General features: G+C 65.3%; 17 protein-coding genes and 1 tRNA gene. 1 reads left to right on the forward strand and 17 read right to left on the reverse strand.

Annotated elements, in window-relative coordinates:
- Positions 1-269: 269 nt before the first annotated feature.
- Positions 270-343, forward strand: a tRNA-Cys gene (locus AC2FNA_RS04440).
- A gap of 72 nt (positions 344-415) precedes the next feature.
- Here the strand turns inward: AC2FNA_RS04440 and AC2FNA_RS04445 are convergent.
- The 17 genes from AC2FNA_RS04445 to ftsW all read right to left on the reverse strand — a co-directional run bounded on the left by AC2FNA_RS04445 (position 416) and on the right by ftsW (position 18,413).
- On the reverse strand, positions 416-2,101 hold the full coding sequence (locus tag AC2FNA_RS04445) for a chloride channel protein (protein ID WP_496824769.1): 1,686 nt from the start codon (positions 2,099-2,101) through the stop codon (positions 416-418).
- Between the two features lie 100 nt (positions 2,102-2,201).
- Complete coding sequence (gene recN, locus AC2FNA_RS04450) at positions 2,202-3,851, reverse strand: DNA repair protein RecN (RefSeq protein WP_496824770.1); 1,650 nt, start codon at positions 3,849-3,851, stop codon at positions 2,202-2,204.
- A gap of 39 nt (positions 3,852-3,890) precedes the next feature.
- On the reverse strand, positions 3,891-4,745 hold the full coding sequence (locus AC2FNA_RS04455; RefSeq protein WP_496824772.1) for an outer membrane protein assembly factor BamD: 855 nt from the start codon (positions 4,743-4,745) through the stop codon (positions 3,891-3,893).
- Between the two features lie 149 nt (positions 4,746-4,894).
- The gene (lpxC, locus tag AC2FNA_RS04460; RefSeq protein WP_496824774.1) at positions 4,895-5,815 is read right to left on the reverse strand and encodes a UDP-3-O-acyl-N-acetylglucosamine deacetylase; all 921 of its coding nucleotides are present in this window, start codon (positions 5,813-5,815) and stop codon (positions 4,895-4,897) included.
- Between the two features lie 212 nt (positions 5,816-6,027).
- Entirely contained in the window at positions 6,028-7,656 is a 1,629-nt protein-coding gene (ftsZ, locus tag AC2FNA_RS04465; protein WP_496824776.1) for a cell division protein FtsZ, read from the reverse strand.
- A 393-nt stretch (positions 7,657-8,049) separates the two neighbouring features.
- Positions 8,050-9,384 (reverse strand): cell division protein FtsA, encoded by a 1,335-nt coding sequence (ftsA, locus tag AC2FNA_RS04470; RefSeq protein WP_234143372.1) that lies wholly within the window; start codon positions 9,382-9,384, stop codon positions 8,050-8,052.
- Between the two features lie 8 nt (positions 9,385-9,392).
- Positions 9,393-10,400 (reverse strand): cell division protein FtsQ/DivIB, encoded by a 1,008-nt coding sequence (locus tag AC2FNA_RS04475; protein ID WP_496824778.1) that lies wholly within the window; start codon positions 10,398-10,400, stop codon positions 9,393-9,395.
- Positions 10,388-11,308: a D-alanine--D-alanine ligase gene (locus AC2FNA_RS04480; RefSeq protein ID WP_496824780.1), complete on the reverse strand. Its 921-nt coding sequence runs from the start codon at positions 11,306-11,308 to the stop codon at positions 10,388-10,390. Before AC2FNA_RS04480 ends, AC2FNA_RS04475 begins: the two co-directional genes overlap by 13 nt.
- A 108-nt stretch (positions 11,309-11,416) precedes the next feature.
- Complete coding sequence (murB, locus tag AC2FNA_RS04485) at positions 11,417-12,334, reverse strand: UDP-N-acetylmuramate dehydrogenase (RefSeq protein ID WP_496824781.1); 918 nt, start codon at positions 12,332-12,334, stop codon at positions 11,417-11,419.
- Between the two features lie 68 nt (positions 12,335-12,402).
- Positions 12,403-12,684, reverse strand: coding sequence for a hypothetical protein (locus AC2FNA_RS04490; protein WP_496824783.1), 282 nt, complete (start codon positions 12,682-12,684; stop codon positions 12,403-12,405).
- The gene (locus AC2FNA_RS04495) at positions 12,677-12,946 is read right to left on the reverse strand and encodes a hypothetical protein (protein WP_496824784.1); all 270 of its coding nucleotides are present in this window, start codon (positions 12,944-12,946) and stop codon (positions 12,677-12,679) included. Before AC2FNA_RS04495 ends, AC2FNA_RS04490 begins: the two co-directional genes overlap by 8 nt.
- Before the next feature lie 6 nt (positions 12,947-12,952).
- On the reverse strand, positions 12,953-13,198 hold the full coding sequence (locus AC2FNA_RS04500) for a DUF2484 family protein (RefSeq protein ID WP_234137723.1): 246 nt from the start codon (positions 13,196-13,198) through the stop codon (positions 12,953-12,955).
- Positions 13,195-13,446, reverse strand: coding sequence for a DUF2484 family protein (locus tag AC2FNA_RS04505; protein WP_496824786.1), 252 nt, complete (start codon positions 13,444-13,446; stop codon positions 13,195-13,197). Before AC2FNA_RS04505 ends, AC2FNA_RS04500 begins: the two co-directional genes overlap by 4 nt.
- Positions 13,443-14,630 (reverse strand): APC family permease, encoded by a 1,188-nt coding sequence (locus AC2FNA_RS04510; protein ID WP_496824788.1) that lies wholly within the window; start codon positions 14,628-14,630, stop codon positions 13,443-13,445. The genes AC2FNA_RS04505 and AC2FNA_RS04510 overlap by 4 nt, the downstream gene beginning before the upstream one ends.
- A 114-nt stretch (positions 14,631-14,744) precedes the next feature.
- The gene (gene murC, locus AC2FNA_RS04515) at positions 14,745-16,142 is read right to left on the reverse strand and encodes a UDP-N-acetylmuramate--L-alanine ligase (RefSeq protein WP_496824790.1); all 1,398 of its coding nucleotides are present in this window, start codon (positions 16,140-16,142) and stop codon (positions 14,745-14,747) included.
- Positions 16,139-17,236, reverse strand: a complete 1,098-nt coding sequence (locus tag AC2FNA_RS04520) for a UDP-N-acetylglucosamine--N-acetylmuramyl-(pentapeptide) pyrophosphoryl-undecaprenol N-acetylglucosamine transferase (RefSeq protein ID WP_496824792.1) — start codon at positions 17,234-17,236, stop codon at positions 16,139-16,141. The genes murC and AC2FNA_RS04520 overlap by 4 nt, the downstream gene beginning before the upstream one ends.
- Before the next feature lie 13 nt (positions 17,237-17,249).
- Positions 17,250-18,413, reverse strand: a complete 1,164-nt coding sequence (ftsW, locus tag AC2FNA_RS04525; protein WP_496824794.1) for a putative lipid II flippase FtsW — start codon at positions 18,411-18,413, stop codon at positions 17,250-17,252.
- Positions 18,414-18,506 lie beyond the last annotated feature (93 nt).

Below are 18,506 nucleotides of genomic sequence, written 5' to 3' on the forward strand. Positions count from 1 at the left end.
TGGCACGGCCCCGGCAACGTCCCATCGCGGCAAAACCCCGCCCCGACGCCCAATTGCATGACGAGAATTGACGCCGAGCCCGCAGCTGCGACCCGGACGCGCCCCAATCCCTTAAGCCCACCGATGCTGCCGCGCGCCGGAATCTGCGCAGGCAACAGGGAAGCGCAGGAAAGTAAGGCGATCGGCAAAATCAGTGTGGCGACAGTCTTGCGCTTCACGCGCGCCAGTGCTAGATCGCCGCTACACCGCAAGGGCTTATGCCCTGCCGAGGCGAGTTGGCGGAGTGGTGACGCAGCGGATTGCAAATCCGTGTACACCGGTTCGATTCCGGTACTCGCCTCCATTTCTCCGAAAGCCGTTCCCCGAGAAGCGCTGACACTATCCTCAACGAGGTTCTCGGCGAGTGCCCCGCTTGTCAGGAATGCTCCTCGGCGGCGGTGGCGGCGAGCGCGCGATTATAGGCCTTGAGCGCGTCTATGTGATAGAGTGCACCGACCGGGGTTTCGGCACCGTCCTCTTCGCGGACCACAACCGGGATACAGGCATGTTCGTCGCGGTCGAACCAGGGCATTGCCGCTTCGAGCGTGGCGCTTGCGGGCACACATACGCCCTCGGCAATCAGCGCCTCGCAGCCCGCGCGGTCCAGGCAGCGCGGGTCACCCAAGGGCCGCATCACCGCGCCTGCGCGCAGCATCGCCAGCAGATAGGCCTGGGGCCCCGCCGCCAGATGCACGTCGCGCCGCTCCAGCTGGGTCAGAAAGAAGGACCGGTCCACCAGTCGCGACGCCAGCGCCGTCGACATGCTGACCGAGGCCATCACCGCCAGGCCGATCTGCCAGTCGCCGGTCAGTTCGAACACGATCATCGTGGTCGAGATCGGCGCCCCCAGAACCGCCGCCGCCACCGCCCCCATGCCGGCAAAGGCATAGAGCACATGGGTGCCCGACACATCCGGCAGCATCCGCGTGGCGATCAGGCCAAAGGCCAACCCGGTCAACGCCCCGATCATCAGCGAGGGCGAGAACACGCCGCCCCCCATGCGCCCCCCCATGGTGAGCGCCAGTGCAACCGTCTTGATCACCGCGAACAGGATTGCGGTGCCAAGCGCCAGTTCGCCGCTCAACGCCAGCAGCGTCGTTTCATATCCAACCCCGATGATATGCGGAAACCAGATCGCCAGCAGCCCCAGCAACGCGCCCGATACCGCCGGGCGCAACCAACGCGGCATGTGCAGGCGGTTCTGCACATGGGTGCCCAGGTCCTCGGCCAGAAAGACGGACCGCATCATCAATAGCGACACCAGCCCACAAACCAGCCCAAGCAACAGAAATGCCGGCAGTTCGACATAGAATTGCAGCGCTCCGGGCGTATTGAGGATGAATTCTGTCACATCGCCCCGGTCCAAGCGGTTGATCACCGTCCCGGCGATCGAGGCGATGACGATCGGGGCAAAGGCATGGACCGCGAAATGCCGCAACACCACCTCAAGCGCAAAAAGCGCACCGGCGATGGGGGCATTGAAACTGGCCGAAACCGCAGCCGCCACGGCACAGCCAAGCAGGTCGCGCCCAGTGATGCCGTCGGCGTTGATGCGCTGGCAGACCCAGGTCGAAATCACCCCGGCAAGATGCACCACCGGCCCCTCTCGTCCGCTTGAGCCGCCGGAGCTGAGCGTGACCAGAGAGGCCAGCATCGAGCCGATCCCGGCCCGCATCTCGACCCGGCCATCGGTCAGCGCTGCCCCCTCGATCACGTCGGCGACCGAGCGGACGCGGCCATCAGGCGTAGTCTTGTGCAGGATCAGACCAACGACAAGCCCGCCGATAATGGGGATCACCAACAACCAGTACCAGGGCAGGTTCGCGGCATGGCTGTGCAGGAAACGCACATCTTCATTTCCATAAAGAACCGATTGCAGGGCGTTGATTCCCTTACGAAAAGCAACCGCCGCAATCCCCGCCGCAATGCCGATCGCAAGGGCGATGAACCAGAACTGCACCTGACTGGGACCGCGATGGCGCAGCACATGCCAGGCATCGACAATCTCGGCCTTGGCCTGAAGAAACTGCTGCACCAGAACAGTGCGGGTGGATTGGGTCATCACGCACTCGCGAAGGTCTTTTAACCTTACTAGGACACCGGGGACCGTCAGGAAAGGTAAAACCCGTTGAGTCTCACAGGCTTGTGCGCCGGTGTTGCCGTCAGGCGTCGAGCAGGGCGCGGGCGGCGGCGCGGGCGGCCTCGGTCACGGTATCGCCCGACAGCATGCGGGCGATCTCGTCCTCGCGCTCGGGGTCCGAAAGCGCCACCACCGTGGACAGCGTCGCACCGGCCTCAACCCGCTTCTGCACCCTCCAGTGATGAGCGCCGCGCGCGGCCACCTGCGGCGAGTGGGTCACCACCAGCACCTGCCCCGCGCCTGCCAGCGCTTCGAGCCGTCGGCCCACCGCATCGGCGGTGGCGCCGCCGACGCCGCGGTCGATCTCGTCAAAGATCATCGTCTTGCCGCCATCATCGCCGCGCAGACAGACCTTGAGCGCCAGCAGAAAGCGGCTGAGTTCACCGCCCGAGGCGATGCGGTTCAGCGGCCCGGCGGGCGTGCCGGGATTGGTGGCCACCTCGAATGCGACCACGTCACGCCCCTCGGGGCCGGTCTCGCCCTCGGTGATCCGGGTCTGAAACACTGCACGCTCCATCTTGAGCGGGGCCAGTTCGCGCATCACCGCCGCGTCCAGTTCCCCGGCCGAGGCCTGGCGGGCCTGTGACAGAGCCGCCGCCGCCGCCTCATAGGCGGCCTCGGCCTTGGCCAGCGCCGCGCGTTGCGCCGCCAGATCGGCATCGCCCGCATCCAGTGCTGCCAGCTTGCCGCGCAGGGTGTCTGCAAACGGGCCCAACTCGTCCGGGGCAACGCCATGTTTGCGCGCCAGCGCCCGGATCGCGAACAGACGTTCCTCCAGTTCTTCCAGCTCCGCCGGATTGAACTGGAGCGCATCCAGACAGTCTTCGACCCCCGACTGCGCCTCTCCCAGCTCGATCAGCGCCCGGCCCAGCGCCGCAACGGCGGCCTCCAGCCGGCCCTCGGCCCTATCGGCGACCCCGTCGAGCCAGCGGATCGCGTCGCTCATGGCGCCCTCGGCCCCATCGCTGCCGATCAGGGCAAAGGCACGGGCGACATCGTCGCGGATGCGTTCGGCCCCCTGCATCAGGCGTCGGCGGGCGTCCAACTCGGCCTCTTCTCCCGGCTGCGGGTCGAGCGTGTCTAGCTCTCCGACCGCGTGGCGCAGATATTCCTCTTCGGCGCGTACCGCCTCCAGCGCCGCCTCGGTGGCGGCAACCGTCTTGCGGGCTTTGACCTGGGCGGTCCAAGCCGCGCGAACCGCCTCAAGCTCGGCCGTCAGACCGGCATAGGTATCCAGCATCGCCCGGTGGCCGCGCGGGTTCAGCAGGCCTCGGTCGTCATGCTGGCCATGCAGCTCGATCAGCGTCTCGGAAAGCGCCCGCAGCACCTCGCCCGAACAGCGGCGGTCATTGACCCATGCGGTCTTGCGTCCGTCGGCGGTGTTGACCCGGCGCAGCAGCAGCGTTTCGGCGCTGGGCAGACCGGCCTCGGCCAGTACCGCATGCGCTGCATGACCGGGAGCCAGATCGAACTCGGCCGTCACCTCGCCCTGTTCTGCGCCCTGACGCACCAGCTCGGCCCGGCCCCGCCAACCAAGGACAAAACCCAGACTGTCGAGCAGGATTGACTTGCCCGCCCCGGTTTCACCCGTCAGCACGTTGAGACCAGGCCGGAAGTCCAACTCCAGTCGGTCGATGATCAGCATGTCCCGGATTTCAAGCGCCCGCAGCATCGTAAGCCCCGCAGGACGGGCCGATGGCCCGTCGCCCTGTTACAACCACTGCCCCTTGATCGACTGCCGGTACACCTGGCTCAGCCAGTTGTTGCCGACATCGCGCATCTTCAGCCCGCGCGCGGTCAAGAGCTTGTAGCTCGCCTCGTACCATTCCGAGGACTGGTAGTTGTGGCCCAGGATCGCGCCCGCCGTCTGCGCCTCTTCAACCAGGCCCAGTGACAAATAGGCCTCGACCAGACGGTGAAGCGCCTCGGCGGTGTGGGTCGTGGTCTGGAAGTCCTCGACCACAACGCGGAACCTGTTGATCGCGGCCGAATAATGTTGGCGGCGCAGGTAATAGCGGCCGATCTCCATCTCCTTGGCGGCAAGATGATCAAAAGCCAGATCGAATTTCAGGATCGCCGAAGTGGCATATTCGCTGTCGGGATAGACCTCGATCACCGTGCGCAGCGCCTGGAGCGCCTGAAAGGTCAGGCCCTGATCGCGTCCGACCTCGTCGATCTGGTCGTAATAGCTGAGCGCCAGCAGATACTGGGCATAGGCCGCGTCCTCATCCGCCGGGTAAAAGTCGATATAGCGCTGCGCGGCGGCGCGGCTTTCGGGATAATCCTTGCCGGAATGATAGGCAAAGGCCTGCATGATCAGCGCGCGCTTGGCCCAGTTCGAATAGGGATAAAGCCGCTCGACCTCGGAGAAGTAATAGGCCGCGTCATCCGTCCGCTTGACCGACAGTTCATATTCTCCGCGCTCGAATATCTGCTCCGGCGTATAGCCGTCCAGATTCTGGCTGCGATCAGCCGCGGTGCGAAAACCACCGCCGTCGCAGGCTGCCAGGAGCGTCGCCAAAAGAAGTGCGCCAACCAGTCTGGTACCTGCCCTGCTGCCAATCATACCGCTAGTCCTTGTCGTCTTGCGTGCGAGGTGTATCCCCCGATTGCGCCTTGGTCTAGCACATTAAATTCCTCTGCAAAACGCCTTAAAAGCGTCGCCCGGCACAGGGCCAGGCGACGAAAGGCAAAGCAAGGGTTCATCTGACCGTTTCAGGCAACCTGAGGGATTTCCGCCCAGATCAGCCCCTGGCCGGGCAGACGCGCGGCCTGTTCCGGGGTGCACAACACGGGGCGCACTGCACCCGGCGTTTCAAACAGCGCGCGCAGCAGCGCATTGGTCAGGGCATGGCCGGCCTTTTCGCCGACATAGCAGCCGAGAATCGGGCCACCCGCCATGTAGAGATCGCCCAGCGCATCCAGCATCTTGTGGCGCACCGCCTCGTCGGCGTGGCGCAGACCGCCCGGCGTCAGGATCTCGTCGCCATCAACGACCACGGCATTTTCCAGCGTACCCCCCAGGGCCAGCCCGTTGGCGCGCATCGCCTCGACATCGCCGCGCCGACAAAAGGTGCGGCTGTCGCTCAACTCGCGTGCAAAGCTGCCGTTGCGCATGTCCATGCGACGGGTCTGGCGCCCGATCGCGCTGTCTTCGAAATCAATGGTGAACTCGATCTCCAGCCCGTCCGACGGCATCAGGGTGGCGCGCGCTCCGTCCTTTTCCACAGTGATGGGCTTGAGCACTTCATAGGCCAGCACCGGCGAGGCCTGCTGGCGTACACCGCGCGCCATGATGCCGCGCACAAACTCGACCGAGGAGCCGTCCATGATCGGCACTTCGGGCCCGTCCAGTTCGATCAGCGCGTTATGCACGCCACAACCGGCCAGCGCCGCCATGATGTGTTCGACCGTCGACACCGACACACCGGCGGCGTTCACCAGACGGGTGCACAGCGGGGTGCGGTCGACCAAATCATAGATCGCAGGGATCATGGCATCGCCGATCTCGATATCCGTCCGTTTGAACCAGATGCCGTATCCGGCTGCGGCTGGGCGAAGGGTCATGCGGACGGGTTTACCCCCATGCAGACCAATGCCCTGGAAGGTGACCGAGGATTTCAGCGTATGTTGCAAGATAGGCCTCTGACGGTTGCCTACAGCCTCTGCGAGCTGTGTTGACAATCAGGTAAGTGAGGGGGGCTGCTGGCTCAACTCAATCTTTGCAACGGTTTGAAACATCCGCGAAACAGATCGGCAATTCCCTGCCGCTTTAGACCTATATCATTGATTTAAAACGAAAAAGGGTCGCCATCCGGCGACCCTTTGTAACCATTTTGTGACCGCTATCAGTTGGCTTGACGGCGCAGGAAGGCGGGAATTTCGATCCGCTCCTGATCGGGGTCGGCCTCGGCCTGCGCGGGTGCCGTAGCGTCATTCGGGCGCATCACGGGCTGCTTGCGGGCCACGGCAGGACCACGATCCGCCGGGGTGTCCGGAGCATGTCCAGTCATCCGGTCGATCAGACGATTAAAGCCGAAACGCGGCTTGTCTCCGGCTGGCTGCTGGGGCGCGCGATGGCCCTGCTGCGGCGCCGAGGGCACCTTTTGCGCGGCGGCCTGAAGGCGACGCATCGCTTCGGGCGACGGCGTGCCGGGGGCCGGGGCGCGCGGCGCGACAAAGGTTTCGACCGGCGCTTCTTCCTCTTCGACATATGCGCGCGGTTCAAAGGCGGGAACCTGCGGCTGATAGGCCGGCGGCGGCAGGCCGTCATCGTCCAGCAGTTCGGGCTCGTCGCCCGTATCCAGAATGTCCTCGCCCAGATCATGCGCGGCCACCTGCTCGACATCCATGCCCTCGAACAGGCTGGGTTCCTCGGCAGCTTCGGCGACGGTCTCGCGTGCCGCGGGCTGCTCCAGCGTCAGCGGCGCCGGCTTCTCTTCGGCGGCCACCTTCTGCTTGAGCGGCGCATTCATCGGACGGCGCGGTACAGGCATGTCGTGTTGCACATCCACCGCGTCGATGCCGGTCGCCACGACCGAAACCCGCATTGCGCCATCCATCGAGGTATCCAGCGTCGAACCGACGATGATATTCGCATCGGGGTCGACTTTCTCGCGAATGATATTGGCCGCCTCGTCCAGTTCGAACAGGGTCAGGTCATGGCCACCGGTGATGTTGATCAGCACACCTTTGGCGCCGTTCAGGCTGATCTCGTCCAGCAGCGGGTTGGCAATCGCCTTCTCGGCGGCCTGCACGGCGCGATCCTCGCCTGCGGCTTCGCCGGTACCCATCATCGCCTTGCCCATCTCGTCCATCACGGCGCGCACGTCGGCAAAGTCGAGGTTGATCAGGCCGGGCCGCACCATCAGGTCGGTCACGCCCTTGACGCCCTGATAGAGCACATCGTCGGCCATGCTGAAAGCTTCGGTAAAGGTGGTCTTTTCGTTGGCCAGGCGGAACAGGTTCTGGTTCGGGATGATGATCAGCGTGTCGACCACCTTTTGCAGCGCGTCGACGCCATCCTCGGCCTGACGCATGCGCTTGGCGCCCTCGAACTGGAACGGCTTGGTCACCACGCCCACGGTCAGCACGCCCAGCTCGCGCGCGGCCTGCGCAATGATCGGCGCCGCGCCGGTGCCGGTACCGCCCCCCATGCCAGCGGTGATGAAGCACATATGCGCCCCGGCCAGGTGGTCGACGATCTGCTCGATGCTCTCTTCGGCGGCTGCGGCCCCAACGGTGGCGCGCGCGCCGGCGCCCAAGCCTTCGGTCACCTTGACGCCCAGCTGGATGCGTGAGGGCGCATGGCTCTGCTGCAGCGCCTGTGCATCCGTATTGGCAACGACGAAATCGACGCCTTCCAGCTGTTTTTCAATCATGTTGTTGACGGCATTGCCGCCAGCGCCCCCGACCCCGAAAACGGTGATCCGCGGCTTCAACTCGTCCTGTCCGGGCATCGAAAGGTTCAGTGTCATGCTCTGTCCGCCTGTTTTACCCCCGCCTTGCGCGGGGTTTTTCTTACCTATCTACAGATAATCCTACTGATATTGCGGCGGCTCGTCACGCCCAAATCGCAAAAAAGCCACAAAATATGGAAAGATTCTGCACTGGGACGCGGTATTTCGCCGATCAATGCAGATATAGCGGTTCGACATCCACCGGACACAACGAACCATTGGCCCGCACGCGTGGCGCCACGGGACAAGCATCAGACTCTGGCGGGACCTGCTCGTCCCTCTGCGGTACCGCTTTTCGGGTACCTTGACTCTTTTCTAACATGGCGAACGGTCGATGTCATCCGCATCCTGAAGGAGAGCGCGGATTTCTTCGGGATGGATCAAGGGCTTGTCCGGCCGGCAAGACCGCTCTTACCAGTTGTCGCGGAACCATTTGACCGCCCGGCGCAGCGACCGGGCCGGATAGCGGTCGACAGGGACCTCGAAATCCCACCATTCGTCCTGCGGATGCGCGGCAAACAGGCTGAGGCCCACCGCCGAGGAGAACCCCGGCCCGGTGGCCGATTGCGGCAGGCCATGCACCCGCAAGGGACGGCCCAGGCGCACGCGCTGTCCCAGAATGCGGCTGGCCAGCCCATCAAGCCCCATGATCTGGCTGCCGCCGCCGGTCAGCACGATCTGCTGGCTTGGCAGATGTTCGAACCCGGCCGCATCCAGCCGCGCCCGCACCTCCTCGAGGATTTCTTCGACCCGCGGCCGCATGATGCCGATCAGCTCGGCCCGGCTGACGGTGCGGCGGTCATGCTCCCAGTCGCCGGTATCGCCACCGATGTCGATCATTTCGCGGTCATCGGCCCCGGTGGCATGTACACCGCCGGAAAAGGTCTTGATCCGCTCGGCATTGGCGGTGGGCACGCCCAGCCCCATCGAGATATCGCCGGTCACGTGATCGCCGCCCATGCGCACGCAATCGGCATAGATCATGTGTTTCTTGAGAAAGATCGAAATGCTCGTGGTGCCGCCGCCCATGTCGATACAGGCGGCCCCCAGTTCCTGCTCGTCCTCGACCAGCGCCGAAACACCTGAAACATAGGCAGAGTTGGCGACGCCAGCCAGTTCCAGGTCACATCGCTTGATGCAGTGGGCCAGGTTGCGGATCGCGGTGGCGTCCACCGTCAGCATATGCATGTCCACCGCCAGGCTCTGACCCAGTTGCCCGCGCGGGTCGATCAGGCCCGAGCGGTTGTCGAGCGCGAAATTCACCGGCTGGGCATGCAGTACCTCGCGCCCGGCGCCGTATTCGGGCACCTCGCAGGCATTCAGCACCCGACCGATCTCAGCCTCGGTCACCACCTGGGTTTCCAGTTCCACCTTGGCATCCAGCCCATAGGAGCGCGGGTTCGCCCCCGAGAAACAGGCGATCACGTGATCGACCCGGATATCGGCCATCTTCTGCGCCGCCTGCAATGCGGTGCGGATCGCGCGCTCGGTCTCCTGCATGGCGGTGATCTCGCCGAACTGCACCCCGCGCGAACGGGTGGTGGCTGCACCAATAACCCGAAAGCCGGTTTGGCCCGCCATCGAGCCGATGGCACTGTCATCAGACAGGCGGCTGCTGCCGTCAAAGCGCAGGATCAGGCAGGAAATCTTGGAACTGCCCACATCCAGAATGGCCACCACGCCCCGCTGTATCGCCTGTTGGCGCATCTGACGCATTGCCCGCTGCGACTGATAGAGATCCGTCATCATCTGTCTTACTGCCCGTTTCCGCCCGTATTCCTGACCCGCAACCACTCTGCCGAGGCCGCCTCTGTCATGCGGATCGTGGGGCGTGTGCCCAGCCGCATGTCCACGACCGCGATATCGCGATCCAGCAATTCCTGCACTTCGTTCACCGCCAGCACCCGTTCCAGCGCCTGCACCGGGCGCTTGGCGGGCAACTGAATCGCCTGCCCGCGGTCCAGCACCAGATCCCAGCGCCGTTCGCCCACCCAGACCAGGCCGCGCAACCGGTCGCCCAGCGGTTGGGCGGTCTGGATCAGGCGCAGCGCTTCGGCGACATTGGCATCGGCCCCCTCGCCCGCGATCAGCGGCAGGTCGGGGCGAGCCCCCCGTTCGGGCAGGTCACCCACATGGGCGCCGGTCTCGTCGAGCATCTCGACACCGGCACGGGTGCGCCAGACAACCGCTGGCTGCCGCTCGACCACGTCGACCTGCAACACGCCGCCGGGACGGATGCGCACCGTGGCGCTCTTGACCGGGTCCAGCCCCGCGATCACCTCACGGATTTGCTCGACATCCAGTTCGAACGAGCTGATCGGAAAATCGATCGGCACCACCTCGCGAATATCTGCCGCCAGATGGGTTCCGGCACCGTCGATGGCCATCAGGTTGACCATGAATTCGGGACGCTCCTGGATCGAGGCGCGAATATCGGCGACAAAGGCATTGAGCGCGTCGCGCCGCTGTTCGCTGGCCAGAAACGCACTGCCCAGCGCAAAGATGAGGCAGAAAGGCACCCCGATCCGCAGGCCAAGGCGGATGCCCGGCGTCAGCATCCAGCGCTGTACCCGATAGCTCAGCCGTGACGGGGCCGGGTCCGAGCGTTTCGGCGTCGGCTTGAGCCGCGCCAAGCCGTCCAGCCGCATCGCCCCTGCCAGCGGTGCCGCATCGCCCGCGCCGCTGTCAAAGTCGGCGTCCTGCCCGGCGGGCAGTTGCGGGCGAAACCGGACCGGCAGCAGGGTGCGGCTCAGCGATCGCACGAAGCATCCTCCACCATCCAGGCGCAGAGCTGGCCAAAACTCATGCCGGCGGCAATCGCCTGCTCGGGCGCCAGCGAGGTGGGCGTCATACCCGGTTGGGTGTTGGTCTCCAGCAGGAACAGCCCATTGGCGCCGCGGCTTTCGTCCCAGCGAAAATCGGTGCGGCTGAGGCCACGGCAGCCCAGCGCCTTGTGCGCGCGCAGGGCATAATCCAGGCACAGGTCGAAGATTTCACGCGGCAGGTCAGCGGGGATCACATGACGCGATCCGCCGGGGCTGTATTTGGCGTGGTAGTCATACCAGCCATCGGTCAGGATATCGGTGACGCTCAGCGCCCGGTCGCCCAGAACCGTTGTCGACAGCTCGCGGCCCGGTACATATTCCTCGACCATCAGCGTCGCGGGCAGGTCAGGCGCCAGCACGGGCGGGCCATTGGCTGCCTCGGTCACGATATAGACCCCGACCGAGCTGCCTTCGTTATAGGGTTTGACCACATAGGGCGGTTGCATCAGATGGGCCGCCTCGATGGCGCCGCGCTCGGCCAGAAGGCTGGCGGCGACCGGCAGTCCGGCGGCGCGATAGGCTTCCTTGCTGCGCTCCTTGTCCATCGCCAGGGCCGAGGCCAGAACGCCCGAGCTGGTATAGGGGATGCGCAGCCATTCCAGCAGGCCCTGAACGCAGCCATCTTCGCCCCAGCGACCATGCAATGCGTTAAATACGACATCGGGCGCGATCGCGCGCAACCGGTCGCAGAGGTCGGGGCCGGCATCCAGCTCCACCACCTCGAAACCTTCTCCCCGCAGGGCGGCGGCGCATTCACGCCCCGATACAAGCGACACCTCGCGCTCGGCCGAGGGTCCGCCCATCAATACCGCCACCTTGGGGTTTGTCCTGCTCGACATACCCAATTCAGTGCCTCTATGTCATCCGGGCCTTATTTGGCGACCCGCTTTTGCCCCGGACTCCGCCCCCTGTTTTGGCCTGAAAGGGTTCGCGGTTTCGGGATGTTAGCCGTCTTACGGATCTCCGACCCGCATGATTTCCCACTCTAGCGTTATGCCGCTGGTGTCGTAAACCTTTTTTCGCACCTCTTCGCCCAGACCTTCGAGATCCGCCGCCGTGGCGCCACCGGTGTTGATCAGGAAATTCGAGTGCATCTCGCTCATCTGCGCGCCGCCGCGCCGGGCGCCGCGCATACCGGCCTCGTCGATCACCTTCCACGCCTTCAGCTCATGGGTATCATCCGCCCTCCCGGTCGAGGAAAACCCGGCCGGGTTGCGAAAGGTCGATCCGGCGCTGCGTTCCTTGGTGGGCTGGGTCTGGTCGCGCTTGTCCAGCTGCGCCTGCATCTGGGCATGCAGCGCCTCGGGGTCGCCCGGAGCGCCTTGCAGACTGGCCGAGACCAGCACCGCGCCCTCGGGCAGGTCGCTCTGCCGGTAGCGAAAGTTCAGATCAGCAGCGTTCAGCGTCACCAGCTCACCCGAGCGCAGCACCACCTGGGCCGAGCGGAACACATCCGCAGTATAGCTGCCATAGCAGCCCGCGTTCATCCGCACCGCACCGCCAATGGACCCGGGAATGGTGCGCAAAAAGGTCAGATCAACACCCGCATCCGCCGCCCGCCTGGCTACATGCGCATCCAGCGCGGCGGCACCAGCGGTGACCGTGCCGCCCGTCACATCGATAGCGTTAAAGCCACGCCCGAGCCGGATCACCACCGCGCGCAGACCGCCATCGCGCACGATCAGGTTCGACCCGACCCCCATGGGGAACACTGCCACTTCGGCAGGAAGCATGCGCAGGAAAGCTTGCAGATCGGCGATATCGGCGGGCTGGAACAGCCAGTCCGCCGGCCCACCCACCCTGAGCCAGGTCAGCTCGGACAGGTCCCGGTTCGGCGTCAGCTTGCCGCGAATTGCGCTTGTGTCGATCATGTCCGCCCGTCTTTTCGTCACGTCGGGGGGATGTAACCCGGAAGCACCGGTCGGGACAACGCCAAAGCTCAGCTGCCGCGGCGCCAGCCGACCCAGCCGACAAATCCCCCCAGCACAAGGCCCAGGATCACCGGCCCCACCCCCAGCGCCGACAACGCCGCAATGCCGATTGCGGCCCAAGGGTCATCGAGGCTCTGAGCATAGAGCATCAGCCCCGCCAATGCGCCGCTGGCGATCATCGCAAGGCTGAGCACCCGGCGCCAGCCACCGGCGCGGGCGAGCCGACGCCCCAGATAGGCGCCCCCCAGCCCCAGCAGCGTGGGCACGACATAGAGCAGCAGATTATCCATCGCTACGGCGCCTCAGGCATCCGATCCCGGCGCCCAGCAACAGGCCCAGCCCGATCGGCGCGCAGAAAAGCATGGCGACGATGCCGGGGCCCATCCCCTCCCATCCGAAGTGTTGCGACTGAAAGATCAGCAGCCAGACTGCAATCGCTGCGAGCAACGCCCCCAACAAGGCCCAGACGGCGGCGCCGATCCGGGCGAGGAGCGCCCCCACCACCAGTCCAAGGGCCAATAGCGCAAGCGGTATGGCGAACTCGGCCTCCATCCCCGGTCAGGCGCGCGGTCGCCGCAGCCAGCGCCCCAGATAGATAACCGGCCAGCGCAGCACCGACATGCCCGCCGCCAGCACCACCAGCCCGATCCAGGGACCATTCTCATAGGTCACATAGCCCAACAGCGGAATGCCCAGCGCGATCAGCGCATAGGCCCGGCGCCAGTGGTGATCACGGCTGGGAAGCATCGCCAACACATTGGCGGCCACCGCCCAGAGACAAGCCAGGATCAGCGACAGGGTCATTCCGCGCGCTCCGCCGGACCAAAGGCCTTGCGCCAGAAATAGCGCAGCGGATTTCGGAACATCGACACAAAACCCGCCAGCGCCAGCAGGCCGGCCAGCAAACCATGCTCATACCCGATGGCAACGATCAGCACGGGCGCCAGGATCAACAGCATCAGCCCCGGCGCATATTGGCGGCGCATGGGCAAAAGCGCGACCACGGTCGCGGCGATCACCCACAAGGCCCCCAACAGGATTGTCCAACTCATAGAATTCCCCTTACCGCAACCGACAGCGCCCCCAGCGACAACACCAGCCCCAGAACGGGTACCACCATCGGAACGCGGAACCGCGCCTCGGGCGCGCGTCTTTTTTGAACGATCAAGGCGCCGTTGACCAGCGCAAACACCGCCAGCAGGATCGAGGATGTGGTCTCGGCCAGCGTCTCGACCGGCACATAGAGCGCGCAAAAGATCACCGCCGCCCCCACCATAAGCGTTGCCAGCACCGGCGTGCCGAACCGCGGATGGGCATTGTGAAAGAGCGCCAACGCCGGGTTGCGCCCGCCCAGTCCGTAAAGCACACGGGTGGCCATGACGATCTGCGCCAGGATACCGTTCAGCGCCGCAAACACCGCGATGGCCGACAGAAAGCCCGCACCGCTGCCACGCCCATATTGCCAGACCAGCGCCAGCGGGCTTTCGGACAGGCCCAACACGTCAAGCGGCACCGCGCGCACCGCCGCCCAGGCCACCAGCGCATAGAGCACCGAGGTCACCACCAGCGAGATCAGGATGGCGCGCGGCAGGGTACGCTCGGGCGCCTCGACCTCCTCGGCCATGTTGACGATATCCTCGAAGCCGATAAAGGCGAAGAAAGCCAGCACGCCGCCCAGCCCGATGCCGGTCCAGACCGGCGGCGCCGGGGCGACCCAGTCGGGCGAGGGGTCGGCGCCCAGCCCGGCCCAGACCACCAGTGCCAGCCCGGCCAGTTCGACCACGGTGAAAACCGCTGCCAGCGCCAGGCTTTCCAGCACTCCGACGATGGCCACCAGCGTCAGCGCGCCGCCGATGCCGATCATCGCCCAGACCGGGTCGATCTCGGTCACGGCGGTCAGATAACCGACCCCGCCGCGCAGCACCGCTCCGGCCGAAACCGTGCCCGCCACCACCACGGCAAGACCCACCAACAGCGCCAGCGTCTGGCTGTTCAGCCCGGTTCCCACATAGGCGGCCTCGCCCGCCGCTTCTGGCAGGCGGGTCGAGAACTCAGCATAGCTGAGCGCGGTGGGCGCCGCGATGAGACCGGCCAAGAGAAAAGCGACCGGCGCCCAGACACCGGCATCGCCCGCCACGGCCCCCACCAGAACATATATTCCCGCGCCTACCATGACACCGATGCCATAGGCGGTCAGCAGGCCCAAACCGATCCGTCGTTTCAGTGGCGCGGCCATGATCCCTTCTCCTGCCCTCTGTCGGCCCGATCCTGCCGGTCCGGTCCCTACCCTACAGTGCTTGAGGAGAATGACAGCCCGACCCGTCGCCGCATGAGCGGCGCGAGCGCGGGCCTATCCCTTCAGCCGGTCGGGCAGACCGTTGGCCCAGGCGCTGATCGTGCCGGCACCCAGACAGACCACCATGTCGCCCGGACGTGCCTGTTCGCGCACCAGCCGTTCCAGGTCATCCTCGCTGAGGATGGCGCGGGCATGGCGATGGCCATGCCGGATCAGCCCGGCGACCAGCGAGTCGCGGTCGGCGCCGGCGATCGGCGTCTCGCCCGCGGCATAGACCTCTGCGATAGCGACCACATCGGCCTCGTTGAAACAGGCACAGAAATCGTCGAACAGGTTGGACAGGCGCGAATAGCGGTGCGGCTGATGCACGGCGATGACCCGGCCCTCGCTGGCCTGGCGCGCCGCTTTCAGCACGGCCGCGATCTCGACCGGGTGATGGCCGTAATCGTCGATGATGGTGACGCCGTCCACCTCGCCCACCTTGGTAAAGCGGCGGTTGACGCCACCAAAGGCGGCCAATGCGGCGCGGATCTCGTCGGCCTTCATGCCCAGATGGCGGGCCACGGCCACCGCGCTCAGCGCGTTCGATACGTTGTGATCGCCCGGCATCGGCAGGGTGCAGCCCTCGATCACCATCTCTTCATGCTGAAGCTGGATGTCGAAATGCGCCACCCCGCCCTTGTAGGTCAGGTTGATCGCACGCACATCAGCCTGGGCGTTGAAGCCGTAGGTGCGCACGCGGCGGTCGGTGATCCGACCTACCAGTGATTGAACCTCGGCATGATCGGTGCAGCAGACGGCGATGCCATAGAACGGAATGTTCGAGACAAAGTCATAGAACCCCTGCCGCAGACCCTCGATAGAGCCCCAGTGCTCCATATGCTCGGGGTCGATATTGGTGACGATGGCCACGGTGGCGGGCAGCCGGTTGAACGAACCGTCGCTTTCATCGGCCTCGACCACCATCCATTCGCCCTGCCCCATCCGCGCGTTCGAGCCATAGGCATGGATGATGCCGCCATTGATCACGGTCGGATCAAATCCTCCTGCCACCATCAGTTCCGCCATCATGGTGGTCGTGGTTGTCTTGCCGTGGGTGCCAGCAATGGCGATGTTGGATTTCAGCCGCATCAGCTCGGCCAGCATGTCCGCGCGACGCACCACCGGTAGGCCCTGCGCGCGGGCACCATCCAGCTCGGGATTGCCGGGCTTGATCGCTGAAGAGATCACCACCACGGCAGCGCCGTCCAGGTTCTCGGCACTCTGTCCCACGAAGATTTCGGCGCCCAGCCCAGCCAAACGCTCGGTTATCTTCGAGCCCTTGAGGTCGGAGCCCTGCACCCGGTACCCTAGGTTCAACAAGACCTCAGCGATGCCCGACATGCCGATGCCGCCGATGCCGACAAAATGGATCGGGCCGACATCCTGCGGCAGTTTGGTGGCAGCGGTCATGGTGTCTCCTTCTCGGCCAGCTGTTCGACCAGTCCGACCAGACGTTCGGTTGCATCGGGGGCGCCGGTGGACAGGGCCGCGTTGGCCATCTGCAGCGCCGCGTCCGGATTGGTCAAGACCGCCACGATCTGCTCTGCCAGCGCGGCGCTGTCAAGGGCGCGTTCCGGGATCAGGATCGCCGCATTGGCGCCGGTCAGCGCGCGGGCATTGGCAGTCTGGTGATCGCCAGTGGCCGCCGCATAGGGGATCAGGATCGAGGGTCGCCCGATCACGCTGATATCGGCAACGCTCGAGGCGCCCGCGCGGCTGATCACCAGCTGCGCCTCGGACATCCGCCGGGGCACATCGTGAAAGAAGGGTTCGACCTCGGCGTCGATACCATGGGCGGCGTAGAATTCGGTGACGCGCGCACCATCCTCGTCGCGGGCCTGATGGGCGACGCGGATATACTGACGCAGCTCTTCGGGCAGGGCGGCGATGGCACCGGGCACCACATCGCTGAGGATGCGGGCGCCCTGGCTGCCGCCCATCACCAGGATCGACATCGGATAGGGTCCGGGCGGGATATAAGCGGCACCGGCCCGTTCCAGCACGGCGGCCCGAACAGGATTGCCCACATGCACGCCTTGGGCGCCCTCGGGCAGGTCGGTGGGCCAGACGCCGCAGGCAACGCAGGCAACCCGGCGGGCAAACACCTGGTTGACCCGGCCCAGCACACCGTTCTGTTCATGGATCATGCGCGGCAGCCTGAGCAGCGTTGCCGCCGCCAGCGCCGGGATCGAAGGATAGCCGCCAAAACCCACCACCACATCAGGGCGGTCGCGGCGCATCTGCATCGCGGTCGAGGCGATGCCCGCCGCGATGCGGGGCGCCACCATCGCCTTGGCCAGAACCCCGCCGCGGGCGAAGGTCGCGCTGGACACTTGCGTGATCTCGGTGGTGTGCGGGAACCCCCCGGTATAGCGTGCACCACGGGCGTCGGTGGACAGGCGCACCCGCCAGCCCTTGCGCAGCATCGCCTCGGCCAGGGCCTGGGCGGGGAACATGTGCCCCCCGGTCCCACCCGCCGCGATCATCAGGTATTTCCGCGTCATCCCAACCGCCTGTCTATCCGCGCCCGCGCAACAGGTCGCCAAGCTCTCCTTGCGGGCGGGTGCGGGTGAAACACAGAAGCATGCCCACCGCAATACCGCCCGCGATGAGCGAAGAGCCACCATAGCTGACAAAGGGCAGGGTCATTCCCTTGGCCGGCAGCAGGCGCACGGCCACCCCCATGTTGATCATCGCCTGCACGCCAAAGGTACAGGCAAGGCCGGTGCCTGCAAGGCGCAGGAACATGTCCCGTTCACGCATCAGTCGCAGCAGCGAGCGTACCACGATCGAGGCATAGAGCGCGATAATGATCAGAACCAGAACCAGCCCGTATTCCTCGGCCGCCACCGCGATGATGAAATCGGTATGGGCATCGGGCAGCGACCATTTCACCTGCCCCTCGCCAACACCGACGCCGAACAACCCGCCCTCGCGAATGGCGTTGGTGGCATAGCCCAGCTGTGTGGTGGGATCGACATCGGGGTTCAGGAACCCGTCGATGCGGCGGGCAAAATGTTCGGAACTGGAATAGGCGACCATGCCGCCCAGCACCACGACGCCGGCCATCGCCATCAGCAGCAGCATCGGCGCACCGGCCACGAAATACATAACGCCCCAGCCAAACAGGACCAGACAGGCCTGCCCGAAATCGGGCTGCATCACCAGCATCAGCACGATCGCAACGCAGAGCGAAAAGGACCAGAGCCGCCCCGGCGGCCCGTTGATTTCTTGCGAGGCCGCAAACAGCCATGCGGCGACCACCATGAACCCGGGCTTGAGAAACTCGGAAGGCTGCACCGAGGCGAAGCCCAGCGAATACCAGCGCACCGCGCCCTTGCCGAAATCGGTGCCGAACACCGGTAGCAGGGCCAGCGCCACAAACGACCCCAGAAACCCCAGCACCGCAAGGCGCCGTACCAGCGTCGGCGACATCATCGAGGTGAGCAGCATCGCCAAGATGGCCAACCCGCCGAAAAATGCCTGTCGCTGCACGTAGTGAAAGGGTTCGAACCCGTTGCGCTCGGCCAGCGGTGGCGAGGCCGCCAGGCCCAACAGCAGCCCGATCCCGAACAGGATCAGCACGCAGGACATCGACCATTTGTCGAGCGTCCGCCACCATTTAGGAAGAACTGGTTCGCCGCCCCGCTCGGGGACCGCGCCATATACCATCTCGGTCATGACACCACTGCCGCTTGCTGCCTCGTTCGCGCCCCTGTTCGGGGTCTTGATGTCCGGTTCGTGCCGGATCTGGACACAGACTACTGCAAAGGC

The sequence above is a fragment of the Ruegeria sp. YKSD163 genome, from assembly GCF_059612905.1.

Bases quoted from the DNA above. Each gene is read 5' to 3' on its own strand.
- AC2FNA_RS04445 (WP_496824769.1), bottom strand. From the start codon at position 2,101: ATGACCCAATCCACCCGCACTGTTCTGGTGCAGCAGTTTCTTCAGGCC.
- recN (WP_496824770.1), bottom strand. From the start codon at position 3,851: ATGCTGCGGGCGCTTGAAATCCGGGACATGCTGATCATCGACCGACTG.
- AC2FNA_RS04455 (WP_496824772.1), bottom strand. From the start codon at position 4,745: ATGATTGGCAGCAGGGCAGGTACCAGACTGGTTGGCGCACTTCTTTTG.
- ftsZ (WP_496824776.1), bottom strand. From the start codon at position 7,656: ATGACACTGAACCTTTCGATGCCCGGACAGGACGAGTTGAAGCCGCGG.
- ftsA (WP_234143372.1), bottom strand. From the start codon at position 9,384: ATGACGGATCTCTATCAGTCGCAGCGGGCAATGCGTCAGATGCGCCAA.
- murB (WP_496824781.1), bottom strand. From the start codon at position 12,334: ATGATCGACACAAGCGCAATTCGCGGCAAGCTGACGCCGAACCGGGAC.
- AC2FNA_RS04490 (WP_496824783.1), bottom strand. From the start codon at position 12,684: ATGGATAATCTGCTGCTCTATGTCGTGCCCACGCTGCTGGGGCTGGGG.
- AC2FNA_RS04495 (WP_496824784.1), bottom strand. From the start codon at position 12,946: ATGGAGGCCGAGTTCGCCATACCGCTTGCGCTATTGGCCCTTGGACTG.
- AC2FNA_RS04500 (WP_234137723.1), bottom strand. From the start codon at position 13,198: ATGACCCTGTCGCTGATCCTGGCTTGTCTCTGGGCGGTGGCCGCCAAT.
- AC2FNA_RS04505 (WP_496824786.1), bottom strand. From the start codon at position 13,446: ATGAGTTGGACAATCCTGTTGGGGGCCTTGTGGGTGATCGCCGCGACC.
- AC2FNA_RS04510 (WP_496824788.1), bottom strand. From the start codon at position 14,630: ATGGCCGCGCCACTGAAACGACGGATCGGTTTGGGCCTGCTGACCGCC.
- murC (WP_496824790.1), bottom strand. From the start codon at position 16,142: ATGACCGCTGCCACCAAACTGCCGCAGGATGTCGGCCCGATCCATTTT.
- AC2FNA_RS04520 (WP_496824792.1), bottom strand. From the start codon at position 17,236: ATGACGCGGAAATACCTGATGATCGCGGCGGGTGGGACCGGGGGGCAC.
- ftsW (WP_496824794.1), bottom strand. From the start codon at position 18,413: ATGACCGAGATGGTATATGGCGCGGTCCCCGAGCGGGGCGGCGAACCA.